21 protein-coding genes are annotated in these 19,113 nt (G+C 68.0%); 13 read left to right on the forward strand and 8 right to left on the reverse strand.

Translation table 11 applies throughout. The features are described 5' to 3' along the window. Positions 1–8: 8 nt before the first annotated feature. A complete protein-coding gene (locus FY251_RS14570) occupies positions 9–401 on the reverse strand; it encodes a transcriptional initiation protein Tat (protein ID WP_148415793.1) in 393 nt (130 codons plus the stop codon). 105 nt (positions 402–506) lie between these two features. Here FY251_RS14570 and FY251_RS14575 point away from each other — a divergent pair, with 105 nt between their 5' ends. Further along, complete coding sequence (locus FY251_RS14575; RefSeq protein ID WP_148415898.1) at positions 507–2,009, forward strand: DUF790 family protein; 1,503 nt, start codon at positions 507–509, stop codon at positions 2,007–2,009. Between the two features lie 34 nt (positions 2,010–2,043). Here FY251_RS14575 and FY251_RS14580 read toward each other — a convergent pair whose 3' ends face one another. Continuing rightward, entirely contained in the window at positions 2,044–2,580 is a 537-nt protein-coding gene (locus FY251_RS14580) for a hypothetical protein (RefSeq protein WP_148415795.1), read from the reverse strand. Next, positions 2,577–3,518 (reverse strand): RsmB/NOP family class I SAM-dependent RNA methyltransferase, encoded by a 942-nt coding sequence (locus FY251_RS14585; RefSeq protein ID WP_148415899.1) that lies wholly within the window; start codon positions 3,516–3,518, stop codon positions 2,577–2,579. The genes FY251_RS14580 and FY251_RS14585 overlap by 4 nt, the downstream gene beginning before the upstream one ends. A gap of 103 nt (positions 3,519–3,621) precedes the next feature. On the opposite strand from FY251_RS14585, the gene FY251_RS14590 reads away from it, so the two are divergent. The 7 genes from FY251_RS14590 to FY251_RS14620 all read left to right on the forward strand — a co-directional run bounded on the left by FY251_RS14590 (position 3,622) and on the right by FY251_RS14620 (position 10,650). Next, positions 3,622–4,368, forward strand: a complete 747-nt coding sequence (locus tag FY251_RS14590; protein ID WP_148415797.1) for a proteasome assembly chaperone family protein — start codon at positions 3,622–3,624, stop codon at positions 4,366–4,368. Between the two features lie 117 nt (positions 4,369–4,485). Then, positions 4,486–5,181: a nucleotide exchange factor GrpE gene (locus tag FY251_RS14595; RefSeq protein WP_148415799.1), complete on the forward strand. Its 696-nt coding sequence runs from the start codon at positions 4,486–4,488 to the stop codon at positions 5,179–5,181. A 126-nt stretch (positions 5,182–5,307) separates the two neighbouring features. Next, positions 5,308–6,069: an alpha/beta hydrolase gene (locus FY251_RS14600; RefSeq protein WP_187367420.1), complete on the forward strand. Its 762-nt coding sequence runs from the start codon at positions 5,308–5,310 to the stop codon at positions 6,067–6,069. A 224-nt stretch (positions 6,070–6,293) separates the two neighbouring features. Next, positions 6,294–8,168: a molecular chaperone DnaK gene (gene dnaK, locus FY251_RS14605; RefSeq protein ID WP_148415803.1), complete on the forward strand. Its 1,875-nt coding sequence runs from the start codon at positions 6,294–6,296 to the stop codon at positions 8,166–8,168. A gap of 145 nt (positions 8,169–8,313) precedes the next feature. Further along, the gene (gene dnaJ, locus FY251_RS14610) at positions 8,314–9,471 is read left to right on the forward strand and encodes a molecular chaperone DnaJ (RefSeq protein ID WP_089777734.1); all 1,158 of its coding nucleotides are present in this window, start codon (positions 8,314–8,316) and stop codon (positions 9,469–9,471) included. 52 nt (positions 9,472–9,523) lie between these two features. After that, positions 9,524–9,844 (forward strand): cupin domain-containing protein, encoded by a 321-nt coding sequence (locus FY251_RS14615; protein ID WP_148415805.1) that lies wholly within the window; start codon positions 9,524–9,526, stop codon positions 9,842–9,844. Between the two features lie 98 nt (positions 9,845–9,942). Further along, entirely contained in the window at positions 9,943–10,650 is a 708-nt protein-coding gene (locus tag FY251_RS14620; RefSeq protein WP_148415807.1) for an AMP-binding protein, read from the forward strand. A gap of 24 nt (positions 10,651–10,674) precedes the next feature. Here FY251_RS14620 and FY251_RS14625 read toward each other — a convergent pair whose 3' ends face one another. Then, entirely contained in the window at positions 10,675–12,696 is a 2,022-nt protein-coding gene (locus FY251_RS14625; RefSeq protein ID WP_148415810.1) for an AMP-binding protein, read from the reverse strand. Positions 12,697–12,819: 123 nt separating this feature from the next. Between FY251_RS14625 and FY251_RS14630 the strand changes: the two genes are divergently transcribed. Continuing rightward, positions 12,820–13,401 (forward strand): GNAT family N-acetyltransferase, encoded by a 582-nt coding sequence (locus FY251_RS14630; protein WP_148415812.1) that lies wholly within the window; start codon positions 12,820–12,822, stop codon positions 13,399–13,401. 23 nt (positions 13,402–13,424) lie between these two features. Here FY251_RS14630 and FY251_RS14635 read toward each other — a convergent pair whose 3' ends face one another. Both FY251_RS14635 and FY251_RS14640 read right to left on the reverse strand, forming a co-directional pair. Continuing rightward, positions 13,425–13,694 carry a hypothetical protein gene (locus FY251_RS14635; RefSeq protein ID WP_148415814.1) on the reverse strand — a complete coding sequence of 90 codons (270 nt, stop codon included), beginning with the start codon at positions 13,692–13,694 and terminating at the stop codon, positions 13,425–13,427. Between the two features lie 95 nt (positions 13,695–13,789). Beyond that, positions 13,790–14,044 (reverse strand): hypothetical protein, encoded by a 255-nt coding sequence (locus FY251_RS14640; protein ID WP_089777749.1) that lies wholly within the window; start codon positions 14,042–14,044, stop codon positions 13,790–13,792. A gap of 146 nt (positions 14,045–14,190) precedes the next feature. On the opposite strand from FY251_RS14640, the gene cdd reads away from it, so the two are divergent. The 3 genes from cdd (at position 14,191) to FY251_RS14655 (ending at position 16,880) form a co-directional block, all read left to right on the forward strand. After that, on the forward strand, positions 14,191–14,613 hold the full coding sequence (gene cdd / locus FY251_RS14645; RefSeq protein ID WP_148415816.1) for a cytidine deaminase: 423 nt from the start codon (positions 14,191–14,193) through the stop codon (positions 14,611–14,613). Positions 14,614–14,753: 140 nt separating this feature from the next. Beyond that, complete coding sequence (locus FY251_RS14650) at positions 14,754–15,572, forward strand: nucleoside phosphorylase (RefSeq protein WP_148415818.1); 819 nt, start codon at positions 14,754–14,756, stop codon at positions 15,570–15,572. Positions 15,573–15,686: 114 nt separating this feature from the next. Beyond that, entirely contained in the window at positions 15,687–16,880 is a 1,194-nt protein-coding gene (locus tag FY251_RS14655; RefSeq protein WP_148415820.1) for an NAD(P)/FAD-dependent oxidoreductase, read from the forward strand. A 194-nt stretch (positions 16,881–17,074) separates the two neighbouring features. Here the strand turns inward: FY251_RS14655 and FY251_RS14660 are convergent, their stop codons facing one another. Together FY251_RS14660 and FY251_RS14665 are read right to left on the reverse strand one after the other, a co-directional pair. Beyond that, a complete protein-coding gene (locus FY251_RS14660) occupies positions 17,075–17,320 on the reverse strand; it encodes a hypothetical protein (protein ID WP_148415822.1) in 246 nt (81 codons plus the stop codon). 169 nt (positions 17,321–17,489) lie between these two features. After that, a complete protein-coding gene (locus FY251_RS14665) occupies positions 17,490–18,023 on the reverse strand; it encodes an Rrf2 family transcriptional regulator (RefSeq protein WP_004976849.1) in 534 nt (177 codons plus the stop codon). A 165-nt stretch (positions 18,024–18,188) separates the two neighbouring features. Between FY251_RS14665 and FY251_RS14670 the strand changes: the two genes are divergently transcribed. Beyond that, the gene (locus FY251_RS14670; protein ID WP_148415823.1) at positions 18,189–19,109 is read left to right on the forward strand and encodes an NAD-dependent epimerase/dehydratase family protein; all 921 of its coding nucleotides are present in this window, start codon (positions 18,189–18,191) and stop codon (positions 19,107–19,109) included. Positions 19,110–19,113: the final 4 nt, after the last annotated feature.

A 19,113-nucleotide genomic window follows, 5' to 3' on the forward strand; every position in this document is an offset into this window, starting at 1 on the left:
AACTCCTCTCAGACCAGCGAGACGTTCAGGTCGCCGTCTTCTCTGAAAGCGTCGAACTCGAACTCGAACTCGACTGCGAAGTCGGCGCTCCCGCCGGCCGGGACGGCGAGTTCCTGCGACCGCGTCGACCGTTCGCCGCCGACGGTGACGCGGACTTCGACCGTGGTGAGCCGCTCTGCCCCGCCGTCGTTGAGGACCGACCCGAAGACCCGGAGGCGGCCGTCGTCGGTCGCCTCGTAGTCGATATCGTCGATGCGGACCGGGGAGACCTCGGGCGTGTCTCGGGGGTCGCCCGCCGGTTCCTCGGGCGGGTTTCGCGGTCCCGTCGCGCCCGGAAGCGAGCCGAGACAGCCCGACGACAGGCCGACCGCGACCAGTCCGAGGAGGCGTCGTCGCTCCATACGGTGGCGTCCGCCGCGGGCGCAATGAACCTTGTCGTCCGCAGCGTGGCCGGCTCACTTCCGCCGCCCGAGTCGCTTTTGTCCCGCGGCCCCCTCGTGGCGAGCGTGCTGACGAAGGACCTGCTTCGCGTGTCGCGGGCGGGCGGCGGCTATCACCCGCAGTTCGCCGACCGGGGGAACCGCCCGCTGGCCGCGAAGGCCATCGGCGTCTTCCGGCGACACGTCGGCGACGCGCGGGCCGACCTCGACGACGCCCTCGCCGACCTCGAAGCCGAGGCCGACGACTTCAAACTCGCCCGCGGCTTCGCGTCGCTCCTCGACCGCGAGGCGGTGTTCGAGACGGCGGCTCCCCTGCCACCCGTCCGCGCCCGCCGCGCCGCGTTCGAGGCCGCGATGGCGGTCGGCGGCGTGACGACGCCCGACGAGCGAGCCGCGGCGCTCGACCGCGCGGCGTCCTCGCTCGGGTCGTCGCCCGAGGCGGTCGACGCGTCGCTCACGGCCGACCGCGAGGTCGAAAAGGTGCTTTCCGAGTTCGACCCGCGGTGGACGCCCGACGAACTGCTCGCGCAGTACAACCTTTCGCTCGCCCAGACAGCCCTGTTCGACGCGACCGAGATCCGGGTCCGAAGCTCCGACCCGAAGGCCGTCGTCTCGGCGGTCAAGCGCCTCCGCCTGATGTACGAGGTCCGGAAGACCGATGCCGGCCGCGAGGTCGTCGTCACCGGCCCAGACGCGCTCTTTCAGCGAACCCGGCGGTACGGAACCGCCTTCGCCCGCCTGCTCCGGTCGGTCGCCACCGCCGGCGACTGGCGACTCGCGGCGACCATCGACGACCGCGGGACCGACCGCGAGCTGACGCTCACGAGCGACGACGTGTCGGTCCCCGGCGTCGAGCCGATGGCGGAACCCGGCTTCGACAGCGGCGTGGAGGCCGACTTCGCCGCCCGCTTCCGCGGCCTCGACCTCGACTGGTCGCTCGTCCGGGAGCCGGAACCGCTCGAAACGGGGACGAGCGTGATGATTCCCGACTTCGCGTTCGACTACGCCCACGCCGACTTCCGCGTCTTCTTCGAGATTATGGGCTTTTGGACGCCCGAGTACGTCGAGAAGAAACTGGGCCAACTCGCCGACGTGGAGGACGTGGAACTCGTCGTCGCCGTGGACGACTCGCTCGGCGTCGGCGAGGAAATCGCCGCCCGCGACCACCGCGCCGTCCCGTACGCCGGCTCCGTGCGCGTGAAGGACGTGGTCGACGTGCTGCGCGACTACGAATCCGACCTCGTCGCCGACGCGGCCTCGTCGCTTCCCGGTGAACTCGCGCCGGACGCCGACGTGGTGACCCTGTCCGACCTCGCGGCCGCCCGCGGCGTCTCGGTCGACGCCCTCGACGACGTGGCCTTCCCGGAACACGAACTCGTCGGGCGGACCCTTGTTCGGCCCGCCGTCCTCGACGCGCTCGCCGGGGAAGTCGAGGCGGGGATGTCGCTGTCGGCGGTCGAATCCGTCCTCGACGACCGCGGCCTCGACGACGCGAGCGCGGTCCTCTCGCGGCTCGGCTACCGGGTCGAGTGGGAGGGGCTGACCGGCGGGACGGTCAGAGAGAAGTAGAGAGACGTCGCGTCGGGGGACGAACCCGAACGGCTCAGTCGAGTTTGACGAGGTCTTCCTGCCGACCCTTGGGGACGGTCGACCGGAGTTCCCCGTGGAGGTAGAGGCCGACGCCGAGGGGTTCGAGTTCGCCGGCGATTTCGTGGGCGGCGGTGAGGTAGCCCCAGTCGCCCTCCCACCGGTCGAGCTGTTGGTCGTGGCCGTCGACGAACGCCTTCGCCTCGCCCGGGCTCAGTTCGACGACGTTCTTCGTCGCGTCGCCGCAGAATCGCTGGACTGCGTTGGTCGAGGGCTTCCAGTGGCGCTGGCGGGTCCGCAGGATACGCATCCCGAGCCCCTCGACTTCGATGGGGTCGACGACCTCGCCGTGGAACGCCCAAATCTTGCCCGCGCCTTTCTCCCAGAACGTGTAGCCGTCGAAGGCGGCGGGGTCGACGCCGAACCGCTCGTCCCACCAGTCGACGACCTCCTCGCGGGAGGGCCGACCCTCGACGACGCGGTCGTCGGCCGTTGGCGGCAGGCGGTCGAACTGCTGGCCCCAGTTCTCGTCGGGAGCGGTGTCGTCGCTCATGCGTTCACCTCCAGTTTGGCGGTGAAGAAGCCGCCCGTGTCGTTGTGGTGCGGGTAGACGCGACGGGCCTTGGTCACCGACGGGTCGTACTCGTCGCCCTCCCACTCGGTGATGCCGGGTGCGGTCTCGAAGCCGTCGGGGACGTCCCACTCGACGACCTCGCAGTCCTCCCGTTCGAGGACGAAGTCGAGGATGGCCTCGTTCTCCTCGGGCGCGAAGGTACACGTGGAGTAGACGACGGTGCCGCCGGCTTTCGTCACCTGCACGGCGCGCCGGAGGATGCCCTTCTGGATGCCGGCGACGCTCTTGACGTGGTTCATCGTCCACTCGTCGAGCACGTCGGGGTTCTTCCGGCAGGTGCCCTCGCAGGAACACGGCGCGTCCACGAGGACGCGGTCGAACTGCTCGAACGACCCGGACTTCTCCGGGGTCCGCTCCCCGTAGGGCTTCATCGAGAAGTTGCGGGCGTCCTGATTCGACACGACGAGGTTCGTCACGCCGAGGCGCTCGGCGTTGTGGCGGAGCGCCGACAGCCGACCGAGGTTGTTGTCGTTGCCGACGAGGACGCCCTCGTCGTCCATCATGGCGGCGATTTGGGTCGTCTTCGACCCCGGCGCGGCGCAGGTGTCCCACACCCGTTCGCCCGGTTGCGGGTCGAGGGCGATAGCCGGGAGCGCCGACACCTCCTCTTGGCCGTGGAGCCAGCCGTGGAAGTACGGCCAGTTCGTCCCCGGACTGCTGTCTTCGAGCTTGAGAATGCCGGGGTGCCAGTCGGTCGATTCGTAGGCGACGCCTTCGTCGTCGAGCGCCTCGCGGGCGCGCGCCACCGTCGTCTTGATGGTGTTGACGCGGACGACGGAGGGAAGCGGCCGCTCGCAGGCCGCGAAAAAGGCCTCCTCGTCGTCCACGAGCGGCGCGTACCGCTGGAGCGGGTTCATGACACTCGATTCCGCGGGGGCGCGCTTGTCGGTTTCGGAGTCGCCGGGGACGCGTCGGCACTCGCCCGTCGGATTTACCTCGCCCGGGCGACCATGTTCACGTATGGCACGCATTCGCGTCCTCGCGGAAGAACTCACCGACGAACTGGAGTCGCCGACGCTGGTCGAAGGGCTGCCGGGCGTGGGGCTGGTCGGCAAAATCGCGGCCGACCACCTCGTGGAGGCCTTCGACATGACCCACTACGCGGACGTGTTCTGCGAGGGCGTCCCGAAGGTGGCGGTCTACATGGAGGACGACCCGGCGTTGCACCCGCCGGTCAGGCTCTACGCCGACGCGGAGCGGGACCTGCTCGTCCTCCAGAGCGACATACCCATCCGCCCCGAAGCGGCGACCGAACTCGCCACCTGTCTCGGCCCGTGGTTCGAAGACCTCGACGTGCTTCCCGTGTTCCTCTCGGGCATCGCCCGCGAGAAGTCCGAGGACGCGCCCGCGCTCTACGGCGTCGGCACCGACGGCGCGAAGTCGCGGCTCGAAGCCGCCGGTATCGGGCGTCCGACGGAGACCGGCCTCGTCTCGGGGCCGACGGGCGCGCTCCTGAGCAACGCCGTCTCGGTCGGCCGTCCGGCGCTCGCGCTGGTCGTCGAGTCGGACCCGCAGTTCCCGGACCCGGAGGCCGCCCGCGTCGTCATCAAACGCGGCCTCGAACCGCTCGTCGGCATCGAGGTCCCGGTGGACGACCTCGTGAACAGCGCCACCGAGATACGGCAGGCCAAAGAGCAGTTGGCCCGGCGGATGCAGCAGTCCGACGAGGAGAGCACGCAGGCGCGGCCGCTCGGGATGTACCAGTAAGCGGCGCTGGCCGTCGGTCGCGGGGGGTCCCGGCCCGCGCGACCGCTCCGCCCTGAGAAGCGTTTCGGCCGACCCGCAGTCTACACGTTTAAGCCGCGTCGGCCACTTCTCCCGCCCATGAGCGACGACCCTGCCGAGTCGGTCACGGACGCGAACGCAGAATCCGAGACTGACGCGGCATCCGACGCAGCGGCGCAGGCGGCCGAAGACGCGGCGACGGACGCCGACGGCGAGGCGTCGAGCGCCGAGTCGGCGGCCGAGCAATCCGACGCGGCGGGCGACGGCCCGACCGTCGCCGACCGCGTCGCCGAGTACGACGACGACCTCGCGGCCGAGGTCGCGGCGCTCGAAGCCCGCGTCGCCGACCTCGAAGCCGAGCGCGACGAGGCTGAGGCGACGGCCGAGGAACTCCAGTCCCGTCTCAAGCACACGCAGGCGGACTTCCAGAACTACAAGAAGCGCGCGAAGAAGCGGCAGTCCCAAATCAAAGAGCGCGCCACCGAGGACTTCGTCGAGCGCGTCGTCACCGTCCGCGACAACCTCGTTCGCGCGCTCGACCAGGACGACGACGCCGACATCCGCGGCGGCCTCGAATCGACGCTCAAGGAGTTCGACCGCATCCTCGAAGACGAGAACGTCGACGTCATCGACCCCGAACCGGGGACCGACGTCGACCCGACCCGCCACGAGGTGATGATGCGCGTCGACAGCGACCAACCGGCGGACACCGTCGCCGACGTGTTCCAGCCCGGCTACGAGATGGCAGACAAGGTCATCCGCGCCGCCCAAATCACGGTCAGTAAAGGCGAATAGCGCGACGGACGCGGGGCGCTCGCCGTCGTCGAGGCGGTTTCGCCTCTCCCCGACCGGCGAGGACTTTTGTTCTCACCTCGCAATCACTACGCCATGCGACTTCGTTCCCGTCGGCGACGGCCGACCGTGCGCGTCACCCAACACGGCGACCCCGGCGACGACGACCTGCTTTTCGTCCTCGGGTGGGGCAACGAGCCGGGTCACCGGAGCGTCGAGTGGCTCCTCGACCGCCTCACCTACGAGGGGTATCACGTCCACGCCGTCGAACTTCCGACGAACGGCTGGGAGTTCGAGCGCCAGTACGTCAATCCGGTCCGGGCGTACGCGGTCGACCGCGACATCGACCTCGTCCTCAGCCACAGCACCGGCGGCCTCGTCGCCGCCCACCTCGATCTCGCGGTCCGGAACGTCTTCTTGAGCCCGTGGTGGGGAACCGCGGTGTCGGGGGTCGCCACCGTCCTTTTGCCCCTCCTCAGGCGACTGCCGACGACCAAACCCGTCGTCCCGTCCGGCATCTCCCGCGAGGACCTCGGCGAACTGAAACTCGCGGCCGAACTGGCCGACGCGCCGGCCAACGCCTCGCCCGCGTTCCTTCGCATGGTTCACGGCGCACAGGAGTCGCTGCCGCCGTTCCGCCCCGACGACGTGGTGTTCGTTTCGCTTTCGGACCGGGTCGTGGACGTTCGCGCAATCGGCGACCGGACGCCGGCGTCGAACCTCGTTCCGTACGACGGCGGCCACGAGTTCTTCGCCAGCGAGGGCAGAGAGCGGACGCTCTCGACGGTGCTCGACGCCCTCGACGGGGTCGACGCGTCGTCGCTCAGATCGGACGGCGCTGACGAATCCGACTCGGTCGACGGAACCGAGCGCCCTCAGCCGACCGACTGACGCTCCACGGGGTCGCGCAGTCGGTCGCCGACCGGATGCGGGGTCGCCGCCGGGCGACCACGCTCGGAGTCGTCGCCGCGACGCGGTCGGCGGTTCTACATAAATCGACCGACCTGTTTCGACGCGAGAATGAGAAATCGCACGACGGCGTCGACCTTTGTGTGCGCCGTGTGTCGCAGTATCTAGTAACCTTTAACCGGCAAAAGACGGTATTTGCGGGCAAGATGGCGAGCAACAAGATTCTGGGTATCGACCTCGGCACCACGAACAGCGCGTTCGCGGTGATGGAGGGCGGCGACCCGGAGATCATCGTGAACGCAGAAGGCGACCGAACCACCCCCTCCGTCGTCGCGTTCACCGACGACGGTGAGCGGTTGGTCGGCAAGCCGGCGAAGAACCAGGCCATCCAGAACCCGGAGCGCACGATTCGGTCCATCAAGCGCCACATGGGCGAGGACGGCTACTCCGTCGACATCGAGGGCGAGGAGTACACGCCGGAGCAGATTTCGGCGATGATTCTCCAGAAGATCAAGCGCGACGCCGAGGACTACCTCGGCGACGAACTGCAGAAGGCCGTCATCACCGTCCCCGCGTACTTCAACGACAAGCAGCGGCAGGCGACGAAGGACGCCGGCGAAATCGCGGGTCTCGACGTCGAGCGCATCGTCAACGAGCCGACCGCCGCGTCGATGGCCTACGGCCTCGACGACGAGTCGAACCAGACCGTGCTCGTCTACGACCTCGGCGGCGGCACGTTCGACGTGTCCGTCCTCGACCTCGGCGGCGGCGTCTACGAAGTGGTCGCCACGAACGGGGACAACGACCTCGGTGGCGACGACTGGGACGAGGCCATCATCGACTGGCTCGCCACCGAGTTCAAGAACGACCACGGCATCGACCTCCGCGAGGACCGACAGGCCCTCCAGCGTCTCAAGGACGCGGCCGAGGAAGCCAAAATCGAGCTCTCCTCGCGCAAGGAGACGACCATCAACCTCCCCTTTATCACGGCGACGGACTCCGGCCCGGTCCACCTCGAATACGACCTGACCCGCGCGAAGTTCGAGTCGCTCACCGCAGACCTCATCGACCGGACGGTCGAGCCGACCGAGCAGGCGCTCGAAGACGCCGGCTACGACAAAGGCGACATCGACGACGTCATCCTCGTCGGCGGTTCCACCCGGATGCCGCAGGTCCTCGACAAGGTCGAGGAACTGCTCGGCTCCGAGCCGAAGAAGTCCGTCAACCCCGACGAGGCCGTCGCGCTCGGCGCGGCCATCCAGGGTGGCGTCCTCGGCGGCGAGGTCGACGACATCGTCCTCCTCGACGTGACGCCGCTGTCGCTCGGTATCGAGGTCAAAGGCGGCCTCTTCGAGCGCCTCATCGAGAAGAACACGACGATTCCGACCGAGGAGTCGAAGATTTTCACCACCGCGGCCGACAACCAGACGACGGTGCAGGTCCGCGTCTTCCAGGGCGAACGCGAGATGGCCGAGGACAACGAACTCCTCGGCGAGTTCACGCTCTCCGGCATCCCGCCGGCCCCCGCGGGCACCCCGCAGATCGAAGTCGGCTTCAACATCGACGAGAACGGCATCGTCAACGTCTCCGCCGAGGACAAGGGCTCCGGCAACGCCGAGTCCATCACCATCGAGGGCGGCGCGGGCCTCTCCGACGACGAAATCGACCGCATGCAGCAGGAGGCCGAACAGCACGCCGAAGAGGACAAAGAGCGCCGCCGCGCCGTCGAGGCCAGAAACGAGGCCGAGGGCGCGGTCCAGCGCGCCGAAACCCTCCTCGAAGAGAACGAGGAGAACGTCGACGACGAACTCCGCGCCGACATCGAGGCGGCCATCGAGGACGTCGAAGCGGTCCTCGAAGACGACGACGCCTCCACGGACGAACTCGAAGACGTGACCGAAGAGCTCTCGAAGGAGCTGCAGGAGATCGGCAAGCGCATGTACGAACAGCAGGCGCAGGCCGGCGGCCCCGGCGGCGCTGGTGCGGGCGCGGCCGGCGGCCCCGGCGGTGCTGACCCCGAGGACTTCGTCGACGCCGACGCGGACTTCGACGAGGACGCCGAGGGCGACGAGGACAACTAACCACCGGCTGACGCTCGCGCTCGCCGAGGGACTCGACGCCGGCGGTCGAATCCGGGCGAAACCCCCGGTTTGACCCCGCTCGCGCTCGCCGCGATACGAGAGACGGACTTTTCAAATACCTTCACCGGCTACAAGAGAGCAACCGATGAGCGAGGACTTCTACGACGTACTCGGGGTCTCGCGGGACGCCTCGAAAGACGAAATCAAGAACGCGTACCGCAAGAAGGCCGCGAAGTACCACCCCGACGTTTCCGACGAGGACGACGCCGAGGAGAAGTTCAAGAAAGTCCAGAAGGCCAAGGAGGTGCTCACGGACGACGAGAAGCGGCAGATGTACGACCAAGTCGGCCACGAGCGCTTCCAGCAGTCCCAGAAACGCGGCGGCGGTGGCGGCGGCCGCGGACAGGGCAACCCCTTCGGCGGCGGCGGCAACCCGTTCGGCGGCATGGGCGGCGGTGGCGGCGGCTTCGAGGACATCTTCAACAACCTCTTCAACGGCGGTGCGGGCGGCCAACAGCGCAACCGTCCCCAGCAGGGCCGCGACGTGGCCCAGCGCATCTCTATCGACCTCGAAGACGCCTACCACGGCGTCGAGCGCGACGTGACGATTCGCCGCCGCGAGGTCTGTCCCGAGTGCGACGGCGAGGGCCACCCCGACGACGCGGAGGTGAACACCTGTTCGGAGTGTAACGGCTCGGGCCAGCAGACGACGGTCCAGCAGACTCCCTTCGGCCGCGTCCAGCAGACGACGACCTGTCGCGCCTGCGGCGGCGAGGGCGAGACGTACAGCGAGGACTGTTCTGAGTGCCGCGGGAGCGGCCGCGTCCGCCGCACCCGCGACGTGACCATCACCATCCCCGCCGGCTTCCGCGACGGCCAGCGCCTCCGCTACCGCGGCGAGGGCGAACCCGGCGAGAACGGCGGTCCCAACGGCGACCTGTTCGTCGAGGTCACCGTCCGCGACCACGAGGAGTTCGAGCGCGAGGGCGACGACCTCCGCTACACCCATCCCATCTCCTTCCCGCAGGCCGTCTTCGGCGCGACCGTCGAGGTGCCGACGCTCGACGGCGAGGAGGAACTGAAGGTGCCCGCGGGCACCCAAAGTGGGTCGACGTTCACCGTCTCCGGCGCGGGGATGCCCCACCTCGACGGCCGGGGCCACGGCGACCTGCACGTCGAGGTTCACGTCGTCACGCCCGAAGACCTCAACAAGGAACAGCGCGAGGCGCTCAAGGAGTTCGCCGAGGCCGGCGGCGAGGAGGTCAAAGAGGGCCTCTTCCAGAAACTGAAGAACTCGCTGTAACGGATTTCCGGCACCACCACGCTCTCTTGTCCGGCGGCCGTCAGCTCAAGCGATGTCCTACACGAAAGCGAACTACGAGGACGTAGACGCGGTCGGCGGCGGCCTCCACTTCCTGCGAGACGAACTCGACTGCGTCGAACTCGGCTTCAGCGTGTTAGAGACCGACCCCGACTGGTCCGGCAAGCCCCACGACCACGCCGAACAGGGCCACGAGGAGGTGTACTACCTCGTCTCCGGCGGGGCCACGCTCGTCGTCGACGACAAGGAACTCGACCTCGAACCCGGTGACGCCGTGCGCGTCTCGCCCGAGGACACCCGCGAACTCCGCAACGGTTCCGAGGAGAGCACGTTCGTCATCGCGGGCGCGCCCTGAGTCGAATCGGGGCCCGGACGACGCCGTTTTCCCGCCGCGTTCTCGAACCGCGAGAGCGCCTCGGGGCCTTTTTTCGCGCCGCCGCCCTACGGCCGGCTATGGACGTCATCGGCGACCTCATGGCCCGCGACCGGCGGAGCGACCGACTCGCCCTCCGAGTCGACGGTCCCGGCCGGACCTACACGTACCACGACCTCATCACGACCTCGTACAAGGCCGGGAACGTGCTTCGCTACCTCGGCGTTCGCAAGGGCGCTCGGGTCGCGGTCGACCCGGTGTCGCTTCCCGAACCGCTGTTGACGTTCCTCGGGGCGGCCCAACTCGGCGCGGTGACGGCGTTCGACCCCGCGGTCGAGGCGCGGGCGACCGTGGTCGCCGTCGCCCGCGAGTCCGAGTTCGACGACCTGCCGCCGGGGCAGAAACTCGCCGTCTTCGGCGGCCCGCCGAGTTCGCCCGCGACGACCCACTGGGAACAGGAGGTCTGGAGCGAGAACCCCGCGGTCCACCCGGAAGTCGTCGCGCCCGACGACCCGGCGCTCGTCGCCGACGACCGCGAGTTCGCCCACGGCGACCTGCTCGACGCGGCCCGCAAGGTCGTCGCCGACTTCGACCTCGAAGCGGACGACGCGGTCGCGGTCCGGTCGTCGCTGTCTCACCCGGGAACGGTCGTCGCCGGCGTGCTGGCTCCGTTACTCGCAGGCGGGACGATTCAAATTCCCGCGGGCGACGAGGCGGTCGAGGCGGCGCTCTCGGTCGGCGACGGGGGTCCCGAGTCGGTCGCGGTCGCGCCCGACGACGCGTTGTGAGTCCTTGCGACGGCCGTCGCGTCCTCACGACGCCTGTTCTATCTTCTCCAGCGATTCGGGATTCTCGATACTGCTCATGTCGCCGAGGTCCTCGCCCGCGTAAATCGAGGCGATGGCGCGGCGGATAATCTTCCCCGACTGCGTCTTCGGGAACTCGTCGACGAACAGTATCTCGCGCGGGCGGAACGGCTTGCCCAACTCCTCGCCGACGACGCCGCGAAGCTCCTCGCGGAGGTCGTCGCTTTCCGCAACGCCGTCTTCGAGGACGACGTAGGCGACGACGGCGGTCCCGGTGGTGTCGTCGGAGACGCCGACCGCGGCGGCTTGGTTCACCGCGTCGTGTTCGATGAGCGCGCCTTCGACCTCGGCGGGGCCGACCTTGCGGCCGGCCACGTTGAGGGCGTCGTCGGCGCGGCCGTGCAGGAACCAGAAGCCGTCTTCGTCTTTCTGCGCCCAGTCGCCGTGGTCCCAGAGGTCGTCCCACGACGACCAGTAGGTGTCGAGATAGCGCTCGTCGCCCTCCCAGAGGCTCTTGGTCATCGACGGGCAGGAGTCGCGGGCGACGAGGAACCCGCGTTCGTGGGTGTCGGCGATGGACTCGCCCGTCGAGTCCACGATGTCGATGTCCATTCCGAGGCCGGGGCCGCCGAGCGAGCAGGGCTTGAGCGGCTGGGTCGGCATCGGCATGAGGAAACAGCCGCAGATTTCGGTGCCGCCGGAGATGTTGATGATGGGTGCCTCGCCGCCGCCGACGTGCTCGTAGAACCACATCCACGACTCGGGGTCCCACGGCTCGCCGGTCGACCCGAGGAGCCGCAGGCTCGACAGGTCGTGTTTCTCGACCTCCTCGTCGCCGTACTTTCGCAGGGCGCGGACGGCCGTCGGCGAGATGCCGAAGGTGGTGATGCGGTGGCGCTCTATCATGTCCCAGAAGCGGTCCGGTTCCGGGTAGTCGGGCGCGCCCTCGTACATGAAGATGGTGCCGGCGAACGTGTGGTTCCCGATGAGCGTCCACGGGCCCATCATCCAGCCGATGTCGGAGACCCAGAAGAAGCGGTCTTCGGGCTTCTGGTCGAAGCCGAAGTGAATCTCCTTGGCGGTCTGCAGCTGGACGCCCGCGTGGGTGTGGACGATGCCCTTCGGCTTGCCGGTCGTCCCCGAGGAGTACAGCAACATCGACTCGGCGTCCGACGGGAGCGGTTTCGTCTCGTACTCGGGGTCGGCCTCGCCGACGGTGTCGTCCCACCACTCGTCGCGGCCCTCGGTCCACGGCACGTCGGCGGCGTCGGTTCCGCCGTCGTCGCCGTCGCCCTCGTCCCCGAACCGCCGGTAGACGACGACGTTCTCGACGCAGCCCGCTTCGTCCATCGCCTCGTCTGCGGTCGGCTTCAGTCGGACCTCGGAGCCGCGGCGGTAGAAGCCGTCGGCGGTGAAAAGCACCGAGCACTCGGGGTCTTCGAGGCGGGTCGCCGTGGCGTCGACGCCGAACCCGGAGAAGATGGGAACCGCGATGGCCCCGACCTTGAAACAGCCGTAGAGGATGGAGATGACCTCGGGGACCATCGGCATGTAGAGGCCGACGGTGTCGCCGGTCTCGACGCCGTACGATTCGAGGACGTTGGCGACGCGGTTGGCCTCGCGGTAGAGGTCGTGGTAGGTCCGCTGGACGACCTCGCCGTCTTCGCCCTCCCAGATGCAGGCGACGCGGTTCCGGTTCCCGGAGCCGACCGCGGCGTGGCGGTCGAGGGTGTTGTGGGCGACGTTGAGTTCGCCGCCGGGGTACCAGCGGGAGAACTGCGGCCCCTCCGAATCGTCGCGGATCGCGTCGTACGCCTCGTAGAAGTCGATGTCGAGGTAGTCGACGAGTTCGTCCCAGAACCACTCGACGCCCGAGGCACCGACGCCCGGAATCTCGGTCGTCGTCCGCTCGATGAGTTCGTCGTAGTCCTCGATGTCGTGTTCCCGCATGAAGCGGGTGACGTTGGCGTCCTCGACGAACGCCGGGTCCGGTTCGTGTACCACGGTGTCGGTGTCGGGCACGTCCATGAATCGAGGTACCGCGACCGCGACCATGAATCTTTACCGTTCTTTCGTTGAGTTCGCCGGACGCGGCGGGAATCGGCGACCCGGCCCGAGGCGTTTTTGTCGCGCGGTGTGCTACTGATAGGCATGTACGTCCGAGACGCGAAGAACCGAGACGAGGTCTGGTTGCTCGACTCGCTGGAGGAACTCGGACTCGACGACGGCTCCTTCCGCTCCCGCGATTACGTGATTGCGCTCGACGAGGAGTCCGGCGAGAAGGCTGGCTTCGGGCGCATCCGGGTCCACAAGGCCGACGAGCCGTTCTGCGAGGTCACCTGCGTCGGCGTCTCGGAGCGGTGGCGCGGACAGGGCGTCGGGGCGCACGTCGTCGAGCGACTGGTCGACCGCGCCGCGGCCGAGGGGTTCGACACCGTCTACGGCTTCACCGCCGACCACGGCTACTGCGCGCAGTTCGGCTTCGAGGCGGTCGACGCCGAGGACCTCCCGGCGGGGCCGCGACAGCGACTCGACGGAGTCAGAGAGGCCGACGGCGACGCCATCGCGCTCCGACTCGACCGCGAGGCGTTCTCGATGCCCGAGCGACTCCGCGAGCGGTTCAAAGCCGCCGCACCCGCGAGCGCCGGGGACGCCGAACCGGAACTGACCGCCGAGGACTTCGGCTACGACGAGGAGACGCCGACGAAGTACTCCACGAACCTGCGGCGCTGACCCCCCGCTGAGCCGGGTCCGACTCAGGTCCGGTCGTCGAGGAAGTCGGTGCTGAAGACGATCCAGGTCAGCACGCTACAGAACAGAATCGGCGGGAGGATGGCGAAGCCCCAGAGCGGTTCGAGCCCCTGTAGGAGGATGAGTACCACGTCGGCCAGCCCGAGCGCGAGGAACGGTGCGGTCGCCAGCGCGGCGCGCTTTCGGTTCTTTCCGCCCGTGTCCTCCGGGAGTTGGCCGGGGGCGGCGTCGCCGGCCGAGGCGTCCGAGGTCGAGGTCGACGAGGGCGCGTCCATGCGGGTCCGTCGGGGCCGGACGAGCAAAAGCGGTCCGCCTTGCGGTCGCGGTTCCCCGACTGATAGGGCGTTTCGCCGCGGCGCGAACCGCCGTTTTACCGGGCGTTCTCCACGCGCGAGGCGTACTCGACGAGCGCGAACAGCGCCGCGAGGAGGACGGCCGAGAGCACCATTCCGTAGAGGCTGAACGCGAGCGGACTGGTCGGCAGCGGGAGGACGCCGAACAGCGATATCTCGGCGGCGACTTGGCCGCCGTTCTCGCCGATGAAGACGCCGAGGACGCCCGAGATGACTACGACGCTCGCGCCGACGAGGAGCAGGATTCGTCGTCCGCCGGATGTGTCGTTCACGACGCGGCGTTAGGGCCGCGCCGTATAGTCGCTTGCGGGACGATTCGATGGGAGGTGGCCACGGAGCCGACCCCGTCCGTCGACCGCCGGACCGACAGTCTCGGAGAGCCGAACGAACTAAGCCACCCCACGCGAATGAGCGCCCAATGCCCGAAGCACTCGTCGAACGCGCCCGCGAAGCGCTCGACAACGCCTACGTCCCCTACTCGGAGTACACCGTCGGAGCGGCGCTCAGGACCGCCGACGGCGAGGTCTACGTGGGCTGTAACATCGAGAACGCGAACTACTCGAACAGCCTCCACGCCGAGGAGGTCGCCGTCGCGGAGGCCGTGAAGAACGGCCACACCGAGTTCGACCGCCTCGTCGTCACCTCGGGGGCGCGCGACGGCGTCACCCCCTGTGGGATGTGCCGCCAGACGCTCGCGGAGTTCTGCGACGAGGACCTCCCGGTCGTCTGCGACCTCGGCGGCGACGACGTTGCCGAGTACGCGCTGGGCGAACTCCTCCCGAACACCATCTCGCTGGACACGCTGGAAGCCGCCGCGGCGAAGCGCGACGCCGACGAGTAACGTGTCGCTCGCCGTCCGACCGCGGAATCGTCGCGCTCGCGCTCGCCCCGGTAAACGCGACGACCGCGACTGCGACCGCGACGACCACAGGCCCCCTCGGAGAACGCAAGAATTTCCACCGCCGCCGCGCGAGTACACTCATGAACGACAGTGAGGACCCGAACGACGAGGTCCAGTATCACCTCGAAGTCGGTCCCGCGGACCTCGCCGACGCGGTGTTGCTCCCCGGGAACCCGGAGCGCGTGGACAAGGTGACGGCGCTGTGGGACGACCACGAGGAGAAGGCCTCCCACCGCGAGTACCGGACGGCGACCGGGAGCTACGACGGGACGCCGATTTCGGTCACCTCGACGGGTATCGGGAGTCCTTCGGCGGCCATCGCCGTGGAGGAACTCGCCCGCGTCGGCGCTGACACCTTCATCCGCGTCGGCTCCTGCGGCGCGATTCAGCCCGAGATGGACGTGGGCGACCTCGTCATCACCTCGGGTGCGGTCCGACAGGAGGGAACCTCCAAGGAGTACGTCCGCGAGGACTACCCCGCCGTTTCCGACCACGAGGTCGTCTCGGCGCTCGTCGCGGCCGCCGAACGCCTCGGCTACGACTACCACGTCGGCCTCACGATGAGCGCCGACTCCTTCTACGCGGGGCAGGGCCGCCCCGGCTTCGAGGGCTTCCGCGCCGCCGGCTCCGACTCGCTGGTCGAGGAACTCCGCGAGGCGAACGTGAAGAACATCGAGATGGAGGCCGCGGCGCTCCTGACCATCGCCAACGTCTACGGCCTCCGCGCCGGGGCGGTCTGCTCGGTCTACGCGAACCGCATCACCGGCGAGTTCCGCACCGAAGGCGAGTCGCGCGCGGCGGAAACCGCCAGCCTCGCGGTCCACCTCCTCGCCCAGATGGACGCGGTCAAGCGAGAGGCGGGCGTCGACCGCTGGCACGCGGGCCTCAGCCTCGACTAATCCGACAACCGTCGAATCCGGATTTCGACGCGCTGGGGGCGTAGCGGCCAAAATTACCCCGGCTGTGGAGACGGTTTCAAAGCCCCTTTATCGGATGACTACACAGACAACGACATGAGCACGCAGGTCGTCGTTCTCGGCTCGGGGTACGCCGGGGCCGGCGCGGTCACAACCCTCGAAGAAGAGCTCGGTCACGACGCGCAACTCACGTGGGTCGCCGAACACGACTACCACCTCGTCCTCCACGAGGTCCACCGCTGCATCCGTGACCCGAGCGTCGAGTCCAGCATCACCATCCCCGTCGGCGACATCAAGTCCGACTCGACCGACTTCGTCAAGGGTCGCGCGACCGACGTGGACGTCGACGAGCGCGTCGTCGAACTCGAAGGCGGCGACACCGTCGACTACGACTATCTGCTCGTCGCCATCGGCTCTTCGACCGCCTTCTTCGGCATCGAGGGCCTCGAAGAGTTCGCCCACCAGCTCAAGGGCCTCGACGACGCCCGCGAGATTCACCAGGACATCAAGGAGGCGGCCGCCGACGCCTCCCGCGACGACCCAGCGCAGGTCGTCATCGGCGGTGCGGGTCTCTCCGGTATCCAGACGGCCGCCGAGGTCGCCGAGTACCGCGACACGAACCGCGCGCCCATCGACATCAAGCTCGTCGAGGGGATGGACGAAATCTTCCCCGGCAACGACCCCGAACTGCAGGGCGCGCTCCGCCGCCGCGTCGAGGACCTCGACATCGACATCCTCACCGGCGACTTCATCTCGAAGGTCGACGAGGAGACCGTCTTCATCGGCGGCGGCGAGGACGAAGCGCCCGAGGAACTCGACTACGACGTCCTCGTCTGGACCGGCGGCATCACCGGCCAGCCCGAGGCGTCCGACGTCGAACTCGAACAGGACGAGCGCTCCCACCGCTTCTTCGCCGAGGAGGACTTCCAGGCCAGCGACGACCGCGTCTTCGCGGTGGGCGACTGCGCCCTCGTCGAGCAGGGCCCCGACAGCGTCGCGCCGCCGACGGCGCAGGCCGCCTGGGACGCCGCCGACGTCGCCGGCGAGAACATCGCCCGCGCCATCGCCGGCAAGCCGCTCAAGCGCTGGACGTTCACCGACAAGGGGACGGTCATCTCCATCGGCCACGACGCCGTCGCCCACGGCGTGAAGTTCCCCGTCTTCGGCGAGTTCCCCGTCAACGTCTTCGGGGGCCCGCTCGCGCGGACGCTGAAGAAGGGCATCGCCGCGAACTGGATTGCGGACGTCACGTCGCCAAAGCGCGCGCTCTCCGCCTGGAACGACCTCTAACTCGGCCGCCGCGCCCGGCCGCCGGGTGACGCGCCGCCCGACGCTCGCCGACTCGGTTTCGCTTTCTCCGACGCCGCAATCCCCGAGTGCCGATGGCGCTCGCGGAGTACGGAGCGCAACAGCGACTCCTCGTTCCGATTCGTGTGAGAAAATACGCGCTGCCGCGCCGCGGTGGTCTCTCGACGCTTCGGTCCTCAGAAGGAGGGCGACTCAGTCGTTCGGAGATACTCGGAGAGCCGAATCAGCGCCGTTCCAAGGAGAACGACCGCGACACCGGTCACTGCGACCGCGACCATCGTTTCAGGGTCCCCGCCGGCCATCGAAGCGAGCGACAACGTCCCGATAAGCAGGGTTACGGTGAAGAGAAACGCTATCACGTCGGCGTTCAGTTCCTCCCACGTTGATGGGATGCCGAACGCGCTCTGCTGATTGTACGCCATGGGGGGTACTGGGTCCCCCATTCAGATAAAGATGTGTGTCAGTCTACATTAACGACTGATATGTTTGCGGTCCGAACCCCACCGTTCGGGTCGGCCGGCGTCCGAACGCCGGACCCGTTGGTCGGAGTTCGAAGAGAGTGCCCGGAAAAAGACGGAGAGATGTGCGTGGTTAGTGCTGGGGTTCGCCGACGGGGGCCTTCATGTCGTCGATGCGGAGGATGAGGATGTTGCTCGTGTCGTCCTTGCCGTCGAGCGTGCCGTCGATGACGAGCTTCGAGAGGGGCGTCGGCCCGACGCGAATCTTGTCGCCCTCGTGGAACTCGCGGACCGAGCCCTGAACGTGGATCTCGGCGCGGCACAGCTCGGGGTGGTGGACGCTGGAGAGGTCGATTTCGTCGACGTTGACGCCCTCGACTTCCTCGTCGTTGTGGAACAGGGGGACGAACGCGGGCTCGTCCATCTTGTCAACGTCGAGCGCCTCGTAGGCGTTGGCGGTCGGCTTGTAGCCACCCTTCGGGCCGGGGACGCCCTCGACCAGTTGGAGCGCCTTCAGGCTCTGCATCTGGTTTCGGATGGTGCCGGGGTTTCGGTTGACTTCGGTCGCGATGTCCTCACCCTTTACGGCGTCTTCGGAGTCCCGATAGAGGTTGATGAGGGCAGTCAAGATAGTTTTCTGACTCGACGTGAGCTCGATTGATGACATGGAGAATGGTTCGCTACATACGTCCTTAAATCCGATGGATGACGCCTCGAATCTGCCGTTCGTCTACTTTGGAACCACGGCACACTCATGAATGTTCATTTTGAACTCTAATTCACGTTCGATGCTGTCGATAGCACTATACGGCTCACGAGAGTTCGGTAGCGCATGAACGGGAAACGAGTCCTCGTGACCGGCGGTGCCGGCTTCATCGGTTCGAATCTCGCGAACCACCTCGCCGACGGCAACGAGGTCGTCGCGGTCGACGACCTCTACCTCGGGACGCCCGACAACCTCGACGACGCGGTCGAATTCCACGACGCGAGCGTCCTCGACGACGACCTCCCGACCGAGGGCGTGGACGCGGTGTTCCATCTGGCGGCGCTGTCGTCGTACAAGATGCACGAGGAGAACCCGACGAAGGGTGCTCGCGTCAACGTCGAAGGCTTCGTGAACACGGTCGAGCAGGCGCGAAACGACGGCTGCGACACCGTCGTCTACGCCTCCACCTCTTCGATTTACGGGTCGCGGACGGAGCCCTCGCCGGAAGACATGCCCGTCGAGGCGCGAACGGGCTACGAGGCGTCGAAACTGGCGCGGGAACGTTACGCGGAGTACTTCCACCACCACTACGACGTGCGGACGGCCGGGCTCCGCTTTTTCTCGGTGTATCAGGGCTTCGGCGGCGCGGAGGAACACAAAGGCGAATTTGCGAATACGGTCGCGCAGTTCGCCGACCAGATTGCGAACGGCCAGTCGCCGGAGCTGTTCGGCGACGGCACCCAGACCCGCGATTTCACCCACGTCGACGACATCGTCCGCGGCATCGAACTCGCCGCCGACCACCGGCTGCAGGGCATCTACAACCTCGGCACCGGCGAGAGCTACTCGTTCAACGAGATGGTCGAGATGATAAACGAGGTGTTGGGGACGGACGTCGACCCGGTGTACATCGAGAACCCCCTCGACGTGTACGTCCACGACACGAAGGCCGACTGCACGAAGATTCGCGAGGCGACCGGCTGGGAGCCCCGGATCGCCTTCGAGGAGGGCGTCCGGCGCGTCTGCGAACCGTACCTCGACGGGTAGCTCG

It is taken from the genome of Haloferax sp. KTX1 (assembly GCF_902410085.1).
GTDB classification, from domain to species: Archaea; Halobacteriota; Halobacteria; order Halobacteriales; family Haloferacaceae; genus Haloferax; species Haloferax massiliensis.

What these genes read in the sequence shown, in the direction of transcription:
- FY251_RS14570 (WP_148415793.1), bottom strand. Translation starts at nt 401, where the DNA reads ATGGAGCGACGACGCCTCCTCGGACTGGTCGCGGTCGGCCTGTCGTCG.
- FY251_RS14580 (WP_148415795.1), bottom strand. Translation starts at nt 2,580, where the DNA reads ATGAGCGACGACACCGCTCCCGACGAGAACTGGGGCCAGCAGTTCGAC.
- FY251_RS14585 (WP_148415899.1), bottom strand. Translation starts at nt 3,518, where the DNA reads ATGAACCCGCTCCAGCGGTACGCGCCGCTCGTGGACGACGAGGAGGCC.
- FY251_RS14590 (WP_148415797.1), top strand. Translation starts at nt 3,622, where the DNA reads ATGGCACGCATTCGCGTCCTCGCGGAAGAACTCACCGACGAACTGGAG.
- FY251_RS14595 (WP_148415799.1), top strand. Translation starts at nt 4,486, where the DNA reads ATGAGCGACGACCCTGCCGAGTCGGTCACGGACGCGAACGCAGAATCC.
- dnaK (WP_148415803.1), top strand. Translation starts at nt 6,294, where the DNA reads ATGGCGAGCAACAAGATTCTGGGTATCGACCTCGGCACCACGAACAGC.
- dnaJ (WP_089777734.1), top strand. Translation starts at nt 8,314, where the DNA reads ATGAGCGAGGACTTCTACGACGTACTCGGGGTCTCGCGGGACGCCTCG.
- FY251_RS14615 (WP_148415805.1), top strand. Translation starts at nt 9,524, where the DNA reads ATGTCCTACACGAAAGCGAACTACGAGGACGTAGACGCGGTCGGCGGC.
- FY251_RS14620 (WP_148415807.1), top strand. Translation starts at nt 9,943, where the DNA reads ATGGACGTCATCGGCGACCTCATGGCCCGCGACCGGCGGAGCGACCGA.
- FY251_RS14625 (WP_148415810.1), bottom strand. Translation starts at nt 12,696, where the DNA reads ATGGACGTGCCCGACACCGACACCGTGGTACACGAACCGGACCCGGCG.
- FY251_RS14630 (WP_148415812.1), top strand. Translation starts at nt 12,820, where the DNA reads ATGTACGTCCGAGACGCGAAGAACCGAGACGAGGTCTGGTTGCTCGAC.
- FY251_RS14635 (WP_148415814.1), bottom strand. Translation starts at nt 13,694, where the DNA reads ATGGACGCGCCCTCGTCGACCTCGACCTCGGACGCCTCGGCCGGCGAC.
- cdd (WP_148415816.1), top strand. Translation starts at nt 14,191, where the DNA reads ATGCCCGAAGCACTCGTCGAACGCGCCCGCGAAGCGCTCGACAACGCC.
- FY251_RS14650 (WP_148415818.1), top strand. Translation starts at nt 14,754, where the DNA reads ATGAACGACAGTGAGGACCCGAACGACGAGGTCCAGTATCACCTCGAA.
- FY251_RS14655 (WP_148415820.1), top strand. Translation starts at nt 15,687, where the DNA reads ATGAGCACGCAGGTCGTCGTTCTCGGCTCGGGGTACGCCGGGGCCGGC.
- FY251_RS14660 (WP_148415822.1), bottom strand. Translation starts at nt 17,320, where the DNA reads ATGGCGTACAATCAGCAGAGCGCGTTCGGCATCCCATCAACGTGGGAG.
- FY251_RS14665 (WP_004976849.1), bottom strand. Translation starts at nt 18,023, where the DNA reads ATGTCATCAATCGAGCTCACGTCGAGTCAGAAAACTATCTTGACTGCC.
- FY251_RS14670 (WP_148415823.1), top strand. Translation starts at nt 18,189, where the DNA reads ATGAACGGGAAACGAGTCCTCGTGACCGGCGGTGCCGGCTTCATCGGT.